Source organism: Paenisporosarcina sp. P4_E4_2, assembly GCF_056401595.1.
Genome location: NZ_JBFUJC010000073.1, coordinates 1 through 11,048, shown reverse-complemented (window position 1 = coordinate 11,048; position 11,048 = coordinate 1). Strand labels below are relative to the sequence as shown.

The 11,048-nt window shown below is 41.7% G+C and carries 23 protein-coding genes; all 23 read left to right on the top strand.

Annotation, left to right across the window (positions count from 1 at the left end; genetic code table 11):
• The coding region (locus tag AC1DSB_RS07680) for a Na+/H+ antiporter NhaC family protein (protein WP_477586314.1) at positions 1 to 521 on the top strand (521 nt) is incomplete at its 5' end.
• Positions 522 to 779: 258 nt separating this feature from the next.
• On the top strand, positions 780 to 1,088 hold the full coding sequence (gene rpsJ / locus AC1DSB_RS07675) for a 30S ribosomal protein S10 (RefSeq protein ID WP_004233624.1): 309 nt from the start codon (positions 780 to 782) through the stop codon (positions 1,086 to 1,088).
• Between the two features lie 50 nt (positions 1,089 to 1,138).
• Entirely contained in the window at positions 1,139 to 1,768 is a 630-nt protein-coding gene (gene rplC / locus AC1DSB_RS07670) for a 50S ribosomal protein L3 (protein ID WP_477586312.1), read from the top strand.
• Positions 1,769 to 1,794: 26 nt separating this feature from the next.
• A complete protein-coding gene (gene rplD, locus AC1DSB_RS07665; RefSeq protein ID WP_016429883.1) occupies positions 1,795 to 2,418 on the top strand; it encodes a 50S ribosomal protein L4 in 624 nt (207 codons plus the stop codon).
• Positions 2,418 to 2,702: a 50S ribosomal protein L23 gene (gene rplW, locus AC1DSB_RS07660; RefSeq protein WP_016429884.1), complete on the top strand. Its 285-nt coding sequence runs from the start codon at positions 2,418 to 2,420 to the stop codon at positions 2,700 to 2,702. Before rplD ends, rplW begins: the two co-directional genes overlap by 1 nt.
• A gap of 45 nt (positions 2,703 to 2,747) precedes the next feature.
• A complete protein-coding gene (gene rplB / locus AC1DSB_RS07655) occupies positions 2,748 to 3,578 on the top strand; it encodes a 50S ribosomal protein L2 (protein ID WP_016429885.1) in 831 nt (276 codons plus the stop codon).
• A 60-nt stretch (positions 3,579 to 3,638) separates the two neighbouring features.
• Positions 3,639 to 3,917, top strand: coding sequence for a 30S ribosomal protein S19 (gene rpsS / locus AC1DSB_RS07650; RefSeq protein ID WP_016429886.1), 279 nt, complete (start codon positions 3,639 to 3,641; stop codon positions 3,915 to 3,917).
• 19 nt (positions 3,918 to 3,936) lie between these two features.
• Positions 3,937 to 4,278, top strand: coding sequence for a 50S ribosomal protein L22 (rplV, locus tag AC1DSB_RS07645; RefSeq protein WP_016429887.1), 342 nt, complete (start codon positions 3,937 to 3,939; stop codon positions 4,276 to 4,278).
• Between the two features lie 3 nt (positions 4,279 to 4,281).
• On the top strand, positions 4,282 to 4,938 hold the full coding sequence (rpsC, locus tag AC1DSB_RS07640) for a 30S ribosomal protein S3 (protein ID WP_016429888.1): 657 nt from the start codon (positions 4,282 to 4,284) through the stop codon (positions 4,936 to 4,938).
• A gap of 1 nt (position 4,939) precedes the next feature.
• Positions 4,940 to 5,374: a 50S ribosomal protein L16 gene (gene rplP, locus AC1DSB_RS07635; RefSeq protein ID WP_016429889.1), complete on the top strand. Its 435-nt coding sequence runs from the start codon at positions 4,940 to 4,942 to the stop codon at positions 5,372 to 5,374.
• A complete protein-coding gene (gene rpmC / locus AC1DSB_RS07630) occupies positions 5,364 to 5,564 on the top strand; it encodes a 50S ribosomal protein L29 (RefSeq protein WP_016429890.1) in 201 nt (66 codons plus the stop codon). Before rplP ends, rpmC begins: the two co-directional genes overlap by 11 nt.
• An 18-nt stretch (positions 5,565 to 5,582) precedes the next feature.
• Positions 5,583 to 5,846, top strand: a complete 264-nt coding sequence (gene rpsQ, locus AC1DSB_RS07625; RefSeq protein WP_477586309.1) for a 30S ribosomal protein S17 — start codon at positions 5,583 to 5,585, stop codon at positions 5,844 to 5,846.
• A gap of 45 nt (positions 5,847 to 5,891) precedes the next feature.
• Positions 5,892 to 6,260: a 50S ribosomal protein L14 gene (gene rplN / locus AC1DSB_RS07620; RefSeq protein WP_016429892.1), complete on the top strand. Its 369-nt coding sequence runs from the start codon at positions 5,892 to 5,894 to the stop codon at positions 6,258 to 6,260.
• Positions 6,261 to 6,296: 36 nt separating this feature from the next.
• Positions 6,297 to 6,608: a 50S ribosomal protein L24 gene (rplX, locus tag AC1DSB_RS07615; RefSeq protein ID WP_477586307.1), complete on the top strand. Its 312-nt coding sequence runs from the start codon at positions 6,297 to 6,299 to the stop codon at positions 6,606 to 6,608.
• A 25-nt stretch (positions 6,609 to 6,633) separates the two neighbouring features.
• The gene (gene rplE / locus AC1DSB_RS07610) at positions 6,634 to 7,173 is read left to right on the top strand and encodes a 50S ribosomal protein L5 (RefSeq protein WP_016429894.1); all 540 of its coding nucleotides are present in this window, start codon (positions 6,634 to 6,636) and stop codon (positions 7,171 to 7,173) included.
• 19 nt (positions 7,174 to 7,192) lie between these two features.
• Positions 7,193 to 7,378, top strand: a complete 186-nt coding sequence (locus tag AC1DSB_RS07605; protein ID WP_016429895.1) for a type Z 30S ribosomal protein S14 — start codon at positions 7,193 to 7,195, stop codon at positions 7,376 to 7,378.
• Between the two features lie 29 nt (positions 7,379 to 7,407).
• The gene (gene rpsH, locus AC1DSB_RS07600; protein WP_016429896.1) at positions 7,408 to 7,806 is read left to right on the top strand and encodes a 30S ribosomal protein S8; all 399 of its coding nucleotides are present in this window, start codon (positions 7,408 to 7,410) and stop codon (positions 7,804 to 7,806) included.
• A 30-nt stretch (positions 7,807 to 7,836) separates the two neighbouring features.
• Positions 7,837 to 8,376: a 50S ribosomal protein L6 gene (gene rplF, locus AC1DSB_RS07595; protein WP_016429897.1), complete on the top strand. Its 540-nt coding sequence runs from the start codon at positions 7,837 to 7,839 to the stop codon at positions 8,374 to 8,376.
• 32 nt (positions 8,377 to 8,408) lie between these two features.
• The gene (rplR, locus tag AC1DSB_RS07590) at positions 8,409 to 8,765 is read left to right on the top strand and encodes a 50S ribosomal protein L18 (protein WP_016429898.1); all 357 of its coding nucleotides are present in this window, start codon (positions 8,409 to 8,411) and stop codon (positions 8,763 to 8,765) included.
• A 21-nt stretch (positions 8,766 to 8,786) separates the two neighbouring features.
• A complete protein-coding gene (gene rpsE, locus AC1DSB_RS07585) occupies positions 8,787 to 9,287 on the top strand; it encodes a 30S ribosomal protein S5 (RefSeq protein WP_016429899.1) in 501 nt (166 codons plus the stop codon).
• A gap of 14 nt (positions 9,288 to 9,301) precedes the next feature.
• Positions 9,302 to 9,481 carry a 50S ribosomal protein L30 gene (rpmD, locus tag AC1DSB_RS07580; RefSeq protein ID WP_016429900.1) on the top strand — a complete coding sequence of 60 codons (180 nt, stop codon included), beginning with the start codon at positions 9,302 to 9,304 and terminating at the stop codon, positions 9,479 to 9,481.
• A gap of 32 nt (positions 9,482 to 9,513) precedes the next feature.
• The gene (gene rplO / locus AC1DSB_RS07575; RefSeq protein WP_016429901.1) at positions 9,514 to 9,954 is read left to right on the top strand and encodes a 50S ribosomal protein L15; all 441 of its coding nucleotides are present in this window, start codon (positions 9,514 to 9,516) and stop codon (positions 9,952 to 9,954) included.
• The coding region (gene secY, locus AC1DSB_RS07570; RefSeq protein ID WP_477586304.1) for a preprotein translocase subunit SecY at positions 9,954 to 11,048 on the top strand (1,095 nt) is incomplete at its 3' end. The genes rplO and secY, both read left to right, overlap by 1 nt.

Genomic DNA, 11,048 nt, shown 5'->3' with positions numbered 1-11,048 from the left:
TTCTGACGCTGTACGTTGCTGGAGTTCTAAAATGGAAGGAAGCCGATAACTTATTAACTGARGGTATGCGCATGATGGCATTCATCGGTTTCGTCATGATTGCTGCAAATGGATTTGCTTCTGTTATTCAAGCAACTGGAGACATTGAATCATTGGTAGGCAGTGCTTCTTCATTATTAGAAGGAAACAAAGCGCTCGCAGCAATGCTCATGCTTGTCATTGGATTATTAATCACGATGGGAATTGGTTCTTCATTCGCGACGATACCGATTATCGCAGCAATCTTCGTGCCGCTTGCTGTAGAGTTCGGATTCAGCACGCTCGCCATTATTTCTTTGATTGGCACAGCTGGTGCACTTGGAGATGCTGGATCGCCAGCGTCAGATAGTACGCTGGGACCAACTGCTGGATTAAATGTAGACGGCCAACACAATCACATTTGGGATACGTGCGTACCGACGTTTATCCATTACAATATTCCGCTACTGGTTTTCGGTTGGATTGCGATTATGGTTCTTTAATGGAAGAACTTAATGTTCGGACAATTACTCAAGCTATTGAAAGAAAAAAGGATTCATCATACAATAGGAAAGCGATAAAAAGAATTTCGTGAAACCACTTGCGTTATTCTTTTTCTTTATGTATAATATTGAAGTTGGTCTTTATCTGACTGCGATGATGCGAGAGGTTACCGACACACCCGGCCGCTTTGCCATGGCGGGATGTTGGAAAATTTTCGTTGAGAATGTCTAGTAAATAGGCGAAAAGGAGGGAAAATTATGGCAAAACAAAAAATTCGTATCCGTTTGAAAGCGTATGATCATCGAATTCTTGATCAGTCTGCTGAAAAAATTGTGGAAACTGCGAAACGTTCAGGTGCAAGTGTATCAGGTCCGATTCCACTTCCAACTGAGAAGTCTGTGTACACAATTCTTCGTGCGGTTCACAAGTACAAAGATTCTCGTGAACAATTCGAAATGCGTACGCATAAACGTCTGATCGATATCGTTAACCCAACACCACAAACTGTTGATGCGTTAATGAAGCTTGACTTACCATCTGGCGTTGATATTGAAATCAAACTTTAATGGTAAACAACAAATAGAACTAAACACAATTACTGTAGGAGGTGTGACAAATGACCAAAGGAATCTTAGGTAGAAAAATCGGTATGACGCAAGTATTTGCTGAGAACGGTGACTTAATCCCTGTAACTGTAATTGAGRCGTCTCCAAACGTAGTGCTTCAAAAGAAATCAGTTGAAACAGACGGCTACGAAGCGATCCAGTTAGGTTTTGAAGATAAGCGTGAAAAGCTTTCTAACAAACCTGCTAAAGGACACGTAGCAAAAGCTAGCACTGCTCCTAAGCGCTTCATCCGCGAATTCCGCGGCTTGAATATTGCTGAGTACGAAGTTGGTCAAGAAGTCAAGGTTGAAAGTTTCGCAGAAGGCGATGTAGTAGATGTATCAGGTGTGACAAAAGGTAAGGGTTTCCAAGGTGTTATTAAACGCCACGGACAATCTCGCGGACCTATGGCTCACGGATCTCGTTACCACCGTCGTCCTGGTTCAATGGGGCCTGTTGCTCCGAACCGCGTATTCAAACAAAAGAAATTACCTGGTCAAATGGGTGGCACAATGGTAACGATCCAAAACTTAGAAATCGTAAAAGTTGATGCTGATCGTAACTTGCTACTTGTTAAAGGTAATGTTCCTGGTTCTCGTAAAGCATTAGTAGTAGTTAAAACTGCTATCAAAGCTAACTAATTATATAGAGGAAGGAGGAAACAGGAATGCCAAAGGTATCTTTACTTAACCAAACAGGTTCATCTGTTGGTGAAATCGAATTAAACGATGCGGTTTTCGGAATCGCGCCAAACAGTAATGTATTATTTGATGCTGTAGTCGCTCAACGTGCGTCACTTCGTCAAGGTAATCATAAAGTTAAAAACCGTTCTGAAGTTGCTGGTGGTGGTCGTAAGCCATGGAAACAAAAAGGAACAGGTCGTGCTCGTCAAGGTTCGATTCGTTCTCCACAATGGCGTGGCGGTGGTGTTGTATTCGGTCCAGTTCCACGTAGCTACAGCTACAAATTACCGAAGAAAGTTCGTCGCTTAGCTCTACGTTCTGCTCTTTCTGCGAAAGTGTTAGAAGAGAATTTCGTAGTTCTTGAAGGCTTAGCTTTCAACGCACCAAAAACTAAAGATTTCTTGAAAGTGTTGAAAGACCTTTCTATCGAGAAAAAAGCTTTGTTCGTTACAGCTGAACTTGATGAAAACGTAGCATTATCTGCTCGTAACATCCCAGGAGTAACAGTCGTAACAGCAACAGGCATTAATGTTCTTGACTTGCTTGGACACGACAAAATTGTTGTGACAAAAGCTGCAGTAGAAAAAATCGAGGAGGTGCTTGGATAATGGAAGCACGTGATATTATTAAACGTCCGGTCATTACCGAGCGTTCTTCTGAAATCATGGAAGAGAAAAAGTACACTTTCTTAGTGGACACTCGCGCCAACAAAACTCAAGTTAAACACGCAATCGAAGAAATCTTTGGAGTAGATGTTGAGAAAGTTAACATCATGAACTACAAAGGTAAATTCAAACGCGTTGGTAAATTTGGTGGATACACTAACAAACGCCGTAAAGCAATTGTTAAGTTGACTGCTGATAGCAAAGACATCGAATTATTCGAAGTTTAATCCATACAGGATTCAAATTGAACTAACAAGAAGGAGGGAATAAACATGGCGATTAAAAAGTACAAACCTACCTCCAATGGTCGACGTAACATGACAGCTTCTGATTTCGCTGAAATCACGACTAACAAGCCTGAGAAATCATTGCTTGAGCCTGTCAAACGTAAAGGCGGCCGTAATAACCAAGGTAAGTTAACTGTTCGTCATCATGGTGGCGGCCATAAGCGTCAATACCGTGTCATCGATTTCAAACGATTTAAAGATGGCATTCCAGGACGCGTTGCTACTATTGAGTATGATCCAAACCGCTCTGCGAATATTGCATTAATTAACTACTTAGACGGTGAAAAACGTTACATCCTAGCACCTAAAGGCTTAGAAGTTGGCATGACTATCATGTCAGGTCCAGAAGCTGATATCAAAGTAGGTAACGCACTACCATTACAAAACATCCCTATGGGTTCTACAATCCATAACATCGAAATGAAACCTGGTAAAGGTGGACAATTAGTACGTTCTGCTGGTACTTCTGCGCAAGTACTTGGTAAAGAAGATAAGTACGTAATTATTCGTCTTCAATCTGGTGAAGTTCGCATGATTTTGGGAACTTGCCGTGCTACAATTGGTCAAGTTGGTAATGAACAACATGAGTTAATCAACATCGGTAAAGCAGGTCGTAACCGTTGGTTAGGTAAACGCCCAACTGTACGTGGATCTGTAATGAACCCGAACGATCACCCACACGGTGGTGGTGAAGGACGTTCTCCAATCGGTCGTAAATCACCAATGACTCCTTGGGGTAAACCAACTCTTGGTTACAAAACTCGTAAAAAGAAAAACAAATCCGACAAACTTATCATTCGTCGTCGTAAAAAATAATGTGATTCTTCTGCGGTTCGAACAGAGAGCCGTAGCGAGATCACTGAGGGAGGTTCCAAAATGGGTCGTAGCTTGAAAAAAGGACCTTTTGTTGATGACCATCTTATGAAGAAGGTTGACGCACAAAAGGACTCTGAGAAAAAACAAGTGATCAAAACTTGGTCTCGCCGTTCAACAATTTTCCCGACTTTTATCGGATTAACGATCGCAGTATATGACGGACGTAAACACGTTCCTGTATATGTGACTGAAGATATGGTAGGGCACAAATTGGGCGAATTCGCGCCAACACGTGCGTATAAAGGCCATGGCAATGACGATAAGAAAACAAGACGCTAATTGAGAGGAGGATATCCTGATGCAAGCTAAAGCTATTGCTAAAACAGTGCGTATTGCCCCTCGTAAAGTACGATTAGTCGTTGATTTAATCCGAGGCAAGCAAATCGGTGAAGCAGTTGCGATTTTGCGCCTTACACCTAAGGCGGCATCACCTGTTGTTGAAAAGGTGTTGAAATCTGCGGTTGCAAACGCTGAGCACAACTATGATTTAGATGTAAATAAACTAGTTATTTCTGAAGTTTTTGTTGACGAAGGTCCAACATTAAAACGTTTCCGTCCACGTGCAATGGGGCGTGCAAGCGCAATTAACAAACGCACAAGCCACATTACAATCGTGGTATCTGAGAAGAAGGAGGGATAATTCGTGGGTCAAAAAGTACATCCAATAGGATTACGTATCGGCATTATTCGTGACTGGGAGTCTAAATGGTACGCAGAAAAAGACTATGCAACTCTTCTTCACGAAGACTTAAAAATTCGTAGCTACATCGAAACACGTTTGAAAGAGGCTTCTGTTTCTAAAGTAGAAATCGAGCGCGCTGCAAACCGTGTTAATGTTACAATTCACACTGCGAAACCAGGTATGGTAATTGGTAAAGGTGGTACTGAAGTGGAAGCACTTCGTAAAAACCTAAACGCTACTACTGGCAAGCGTGTTCATATCAACATCGTTGAAATCAAACGTGCGGATCTAGACGCAAAATTAGTTGCTGAAAACATTGCGCGTCAATTAGAAAACCGCGTATCTTTCCGTCGTGCACAAAAACAATCATTACAACGCACTATGCGTGCAGGCGCTAAAGGTATTAAAACTCAAGTATCTGGACGTCTAGGCGGCGCTGACATCGCGCGTGCTGAACACTACAGTGAAGGAACTGTACCACTTCATACTTTACGTGCTGACATTGATTATGCACACGCTGAAGCTGACACAACTTATGGTAAGCTTGGTGTTAAAGTCTGGATCTATCGTGGTGAAGTCCTTCCAGTTAAGAAGAATTCTGTGGAAGGAGGCAAATAATATGTTAATGCCTAAACGCGTTAAATATCGTCGCGAACACCGCGGAAAAATGCGCGGAGAAGCGAAAGGCGGTAAAGAAATCACTTTCGGTGAATTCGGCTTACAAGCTGTTGAAGCTAGCTGGATCACTAACCGTCAAATCGAGTCTTCTCGTATTGCAATGACACGTTACATGAAACGTGGCGGTAAAGTATGGATTAAAATTTTCCCACATAAGCCTTACACTAAAAAGCCTCTTGAGGTTCGAATGGGTTCCGGTAAAGGTTCTCCTGAAGGTTGGGTAGCGGTAGTTAAACCAGGAAAGATCATGTTCGAAATCGCTGGTGTCTCTGAAGAGGTAGCACGCGAAGCACTTCGACTTGCATCACATAAGCTTCCTGTGAAATGTAAAATCGTAAAACGTGAAGAAATTGGTGGTGAATCTAATGAAAGCTAATGAACTCCGTGACCTTACCACTGCAGAAATCGAACAAAAAGTGAAATCACTGAAAGAAGAGCTTTTCAACCTTCGCTTCCAATTGGCGACTGGTCAATTAGAAAACACAGCTCGCATTAGCCAAGTACGTAAAGCTATTGCGCGTATGAAAACTGTGATTCGTGAAAGAGAAATCAGTGCAAATAACTGATAAAGGAGGTTTTCGAGCATGACTGAGCGTAACCAACGCAAAGTATACACGGGCCGTGTTGTTTCTGACAAAATGGACAAAACTGTAACTGTTATGGTAGAAACATACAAAAAGCATAAGCTTTACGGTAAGCGTGTTAAGTACTCTAAAAAGTTCAAGGCGCATGATGAGCAAAACGAAGSTAAATTAGGCGACGTAGTTCGTATCATGGAAACTCGTCCGTTGTCTGCTACAAAACGTTTCCGCCTAGTGGAAGTTGTAGAAAAAGCGGTTATTATCTAAATAGAAATTTCGGAACAGACCAAATTCCGAGAGGAGGTTACCTAAGTGATCCAACAAGAGAGTCGTATGAAAGTTGCTGACAACTCAGGTGCACGTGAAGTTTTAACAATTAAAGTGCTTGGTGGTTCTGGTCGTAAAACTGCTAACATCGGCGATATCGTCGTGTGTACAGTTAAGAAAGCAACACCAGGTGGCGTTGTCAAGAAGGGTGACGTCGTTAAAGCTGTTATCGTTCGCACTAAAAGCGGTGTACGCCGTAAAGACGGTACTTATATCAAATTCGATGAAAACGCATGCGTTATCATTCGTGACGATAAAGGCCCGCGCGGAACTCGTATTTTCGGACCTGTTGCACGTGAATTACGTGACAATAGCTTCATGAAAATCGTATCTTTAGCTCCGGAAGTTCTTTAATCAACTCGAAAGTGCTAAACAAGGAGGTGCGACAGAATGCATGTTAAAAAAGGCGACAAAGTTATGGTGATCTCAGGGAAAGAAAAAGGCAAAACTGGTACAATCATTGCTGCTTTTCCAAAGAAAGACCGTGTGCTAGTTGAGGGTATGAATCTTGTGAAAAAGCACATGAAACCAAACCAGGCAAATCCACAAGGTGGAATTGTCAGCCAAGAGGCATCAATTCACGTATCGAACGTTATGTTAATCGACCCTAAATCAGGCGAGCCGACTCGCGTAAGTTATAAAGTGGAAGATGGCAAAAAAGTTCGTGTTGCAAAAAAATCTGKCGAACAAATCGATAAATAAGTAAAAGAAGAAGGGAGGTACACACATGAACCGCCTAAAAGAAAAGTTTCTTAAGGAAGTTTCTCCTGCTCTAATGAGCAAGTTTGAATATAAATCAGTAATGCAAGTGCCACAAGTGGATAAAATCGTTATCAACATGGGTGTTGGTGACGCTGTTCAAAACACTAAAGCACTTGACGCTGCTGTAGAAGAATTAACTATCATCACAGGTCAAAAACCTGTTGTAACTAAAGCTAAGAAATCAATCGCTGGCTTCCGTCTTCGTGAAGGTATGCCAATCGGCGCGAAAGTAACATTACGCGGTGAGCGTATGTACGAATTCTTGGACAAATTAATTGCTATCTCTCTTCCACGTGTACGTGACTTCCGTGGTGTTTCTAAAAAAGCATTCGACGGTCGCGGTAACTACACATTAGGTGTGAAAGAACAATTGATCTTCCCTGAAATCGACTACGATAAAGTGTCTAAAGTACGCGGTATGGATATCGTAATTGTAACAACTGCGAACTCTGACGAAGAAGCTCGTGAGTTACTAACACAATTCGGAATGCCGTTCCAAAAGTAAACATAAGGGAGGCGTAAACGTGGCTAAAAAATCAATGATCGCTAAACAAAAGCGCACGCCAAAGCATAATGTACAAGCTTACACACGTTGTGAACGTTGCGGACGTCCGCATTCGGTCTTACGTAAATTTAAACTTTGCCGTATTTGTTTCCGTGAACTTGCTTACAAGGGACAAATTCCTGGCGTGAAAAAAGCCAGCTGGTAATCCCCTAAACTGGGAAGGAGGTTAATGTAATGACAATGACAGATCCGATTGCAGATATGCTTACACGTATTCGTAACGCGAACATGGTTCGCCACGAAAAACTGGAAGTACCTGCTTCAAACATGAAAAAAGAGATCGCTGAGATCCTTAAACGTGAAGGTTTTGTTCGTGACGTAGAATATGTTGAAGATAGCAAACAAGGTATCATTCGCATTTTCTTGAAATACGGTCAAAACAACGAGCGCGTTATTACTGGTTTAAAACGTATTTCAAAACCTGGTCTTCGTGTATATGCGAAAACTAATGAAGTACCTAGAGTATTAAATGGACTTGGGATTGCTTTAGTTTCAACTTCTAATGGTCTATTAACTGATAAAGAAGCACGCGCTAAACAAGTTGGCGGCGAAATCGTAGCTTACGTTTGGTAAAAAGCAACAAACGAATGGAGGTGCAAATAAATGTCTCGTGTAGGTAAAAAACCAATTGAGGTTCCTGCTGACGTTACTGTAACAATTGGTGCAAACAATGAAGTTACTGTAAAAGGTCCAAAAGGCGAGCTTACTCGTACTTTTAATGCAGATATTAAAATCGAAAAAGAAGAAAACGTTGTTACTTTAACACGTCCTTCTGAATCTAAAGAACACCGTACGATTCACGGTACAACTCGTGCTTTGCTTGCAAACATGGTTGAAGGTGTATCTAAAGGGTTCGAACGCAATCTTGAATTAGTTGGTGTTGGTTACCGTGCTTCTTTACAAGGTGAAAAACTTGTATTGAACGTTGGTTACTCTCATCCAGTAGAATTTACTCCTGAAGATGGCTTAATTGTAGAAGTTCCTACAAACACTAAGATCAGCATCAAAGGAATTAACAAAGAGCGCGTTGGTGCATTAGCATCTAACATCCGTCAAACACGTCCACCAGAGCCGTATAAAGGTAAAGGTATTCGTTATGAAGGCGAAGTTGTTCGTCGTAAAGAAGGTAAAACAGGTAAATAATGCTGCCTAAGCATTAGAAAGGAGTGACCTCTGTGATTACGAAACAAGATAAAAATCAAGTTCGTAAAAAACGTCATGCACGTGTACGTTCTAAAATCACGGGTACAGCTGAACGTCCTCGTTTAAACGTATTCCGTTCTAATAAACATCTATACGCGCAATTGATCGATGATACTGCTGGTGTAACACTTGTAAGTGCTTCTACTATGGAAAAAGATTTCGATGGTAAAGGTAATGTAGAGTCTGCAATCGCAATCGGTGAATCAATCGCTAAACGTGCTACGGAAAAAAACATCAAATCTGTTGTATTCGACCGTGGCGGTTACTTATATCATGGACGCGTTAAAGCTTTAGCTGAAGCTGCTCGCGAAAATGGCTTAGAATTTTAATAAGAAGGAGGGACACATTTCATGCGTCGCATTGATCCAAACAAACTTGAACTTGAAGAACGCGTTGTTACTATTAACCGCGTAGCTAAAGTTGTAAAAGGTGGACGTCGTTTCCGCTTCACTGCATTGGTTGTTGTTGGTGACAAGAATGGCCACGTAGGATTCGGTACTGGTAAAGCACAAGAAGTACCTGATGCTATCCGTAAAGCAGTAGAAGATGCGAAGAAAAACCTGATCGAAGTGCCTATGGTACGTGGTACTACTCCACACTTAATTATCGGTAACTTTGGCGCTGGTGAAATCTTAATCAAGCCTGCTGCTCCTGGTACTGGTGTTATCGCTGGTGGTCCAGTTCGTGCTGTACTTGAGCTAGCTGGTATTACTGATATTCTTTCTAAATCTCTTGGTTCTAACACACCAATCAACATGGTACGTGCTACAATCAATGGCTTAACTGGACTAAAACGTGCTGAGGACGTTGCTAAATTACGCGGCAAATCAGTTGAAGAGTTACTAGGTTAAGGGGGGAAATGACAATGGCAAAATTACAAGTTACCCTCACTAAAAGCGTGATCGGTTCTAAACCAGATCAACGTAAAACTGTAGAAGCTCTTGGCTTACGTAAAATGCATCAAACTGTTGAGCATGCTGACAACGCAGCTATCCGTGGGATGGTTGGGAAAGTAGCTCATTTAGTTTCTGTAAAGGAACTATAAAACGTACTTTAGAATAAGGAGGTGCCACACATATGAAACTGCACGAGTTAAAACCGGCAGAAGGATCTCGTTCTGAGCGCAAGCGTAAAGGTCGCGGGATTGGTTCTGGTAATGGTAAAACTGCAGGTAAAGGTCATAAAGGTCAAAACGCTCGTTCTGGCGGCGGTGTTCGTCCAGGATTTGAGGGTGGTCAAAACCCATTGTTCCGACGCTTACCAAAACGCGGCTTTACGAACATTAACCGTAAAGAATACGCTATTGTGAACCTTGATACATTAAACCGTTTCGAAGAAGGCACAGAGGTTACACCTGCTTTGCTTATTGAAACAGGTTTTGTGAGCAGCGAAAAAGCTGGAATCAAGATTCTTGGTAACGGATCTCTTGACAAAAAGCTTATTGTGAAAGCTCACAAGTTCTCTGCTTCAGCTAAAGAAGCTATTGAAACTGCGGGCGGACAAACAGAGGTGGTATAATGTTTCAGACAATCTCCAACTTTATGCGCGTTAGAGATATACGAAATAAAATTGTATTCACTCTGTTGATGCTGATCGTTTTCCGTCTCGGAACTTTCATTCCGGTACCAAACGTTGATGCTCAAGTCTTGCAAGCAGCTGACCAGTATAGCTTAATTGGTTTCTTAAATACATTTGGTGGCGGTGCCCTTGCTAACTTCTCGATTTTAGCAATGGGAATCATGCCGTACATCACTGCATCCATCATTGTACAATTGCTACAAATGGATGTTGTACCGAAGTTTACGGWGTGGGCAAAACAAGGTGAAGTCGGAAGACGTAAACTTGCTCAGTTCACACGTTACTTCACAATCGTGTTGGCGTTCATTCAAGCGATGGCAATGTCTTACGGGTTTAACCGTATGTATGATGGCTCTTTAATTAAAGCCGATGGCATTTCAACGTATATTGTCATAGCTATTGTGTTAACAGGTGGAACTGCGTTCCTTCTTTGGTTATCTGAGCAGATTACTGCTAAAGGTGTCGGTAATGGTATTTCCATTATCATCTTTGCAGGTATCGTTGCTGCGATGCCAAGTACTGCTAACCAAATCTATGCATCTCAAATTGAAGACGCTGGTGATCAATTATTCATCAAAATTGCGATTTTGGCACTTCTTCTTTTAGCGATTATTGCAATCACTGTAGGAGTCATTTACGTTCAACAAGCATTACGTAAAATTCCGATTCAGTATGCAAAACGTGTAACTGGCCGTGGGACTACTGGTGCTCAACAGACACACTTACCGTTAAAAGTGAATGCAGCTGGTGTTATTCCAGTTATCTTCGCAGTGGCGTTTATCATTACACCACAAACACTTTCCACCTTCTTCGGACAGAATAAAGTAACAGATTTCATTCAGAACACGTTTGATTACTCGCAACCGGTGGGCATGCTCATCTATGTAGCGTTAATCGTTGCATTTACGTATTTCTATGCGTTCATTCAAGTGAATCCTGAAAATGTTGCCGATAACTTGAAAAAGCAAGGTGCATATATTCCAGGAATTCGTCCAGGAAAAAACACACAAGACTACTTAACAACAGTTTTGTAC

Bases quoted from the DNA above. Each gene is read 5' to 3' on its own strand.
- rpsJ (WP_004233624.1), top strand. From the start codon at position 780: ATGGCAAAACAAAAAATTCGTATCCGTTTGAAAGCGTATGATCATCGA.
- rplD (WP_016429883.1), top strand. From the start codon at position 1,795: ATGCCAAAGGTATCTTTACTTAACCAAACAGGTTCATCTGTTGGTGAA.
- rplW (WP_016429884.1), top strand. From the start codon at position 2,418: ATGGAAGCACGTGATATTATTAAACGTCCGGTCATTACCGAGCGTTCT.
- rplB (WP_016429885.1), top strand. From the start codon at position 2,748: ATGGCGATTAAAAAGTACAAACCTACCTCCAATGGTCGACGTAACATG.
- rpsS (WP_016429886.1), top strand. From the start codon at position 3,639: ATGGGTCGTAGCTTGAAAAAAGGACCTTTTGTTGATGACCATCTTATG.
- rplV (WP_016429887.1), top strand. From the start codon at position 3,937: ATGCAAGCTAAAGCTATTGCTAAAACAGTGCGTATTGCCCCTCGTAAA.
- rplP (WP_016429889.1), top strand. From the start codon at position 4,940: ATGTTAATGCCTAAACGCGTTAAATATCGTCGCGAACACCGCGGAAAA.
- rpmC (WP_016429890.1), top strand. From the start codon at position 5,364: ATGAAAGCTAATGAACTCCGTGACCTTACCACTGCAGAAATCGAACAA.
- rplE (WP_016429894.1), top strand. From the start codon at position 6,634: ATGAACCGCCTAAAAGAAAAGTTTCTTAAGGAAGTTTCTCCTGCTCTA.
- rpsH (WP_016429896.1), top strand. From the start codon at position 7,408: ATGACAATGACAGATCCGATTGCAGATATGCTTACACGTATTCGTAAC.
- rplF (WP_016429897.1), top strand. From the start codon at position 7,837: ATGTCTCGTGTAGGTAAAAAACCAATTGAGGTTCCTGCTGACGTTACT.
- rpsE (WP_016429899.1), top strand. From the start codon at position 8,787: ATGCGTCGCATTGATCCAAACAAACTTGAACTTGAAGAACGCGTTGTT.
- rpmD (WP_016429900.1), top strand. From the start codon at position 9,302: ATGGCAAAATTACAAGTTACCCTCACTAAAAGCGTGATCGGTTCTAAA.
- rplO (WP_016429901.1), top strand. From the start codon at position 9,514: ATGAAACTGCACGAGTTAAAACCGGCAGAAGGATCTCGTTCTGAGCGC.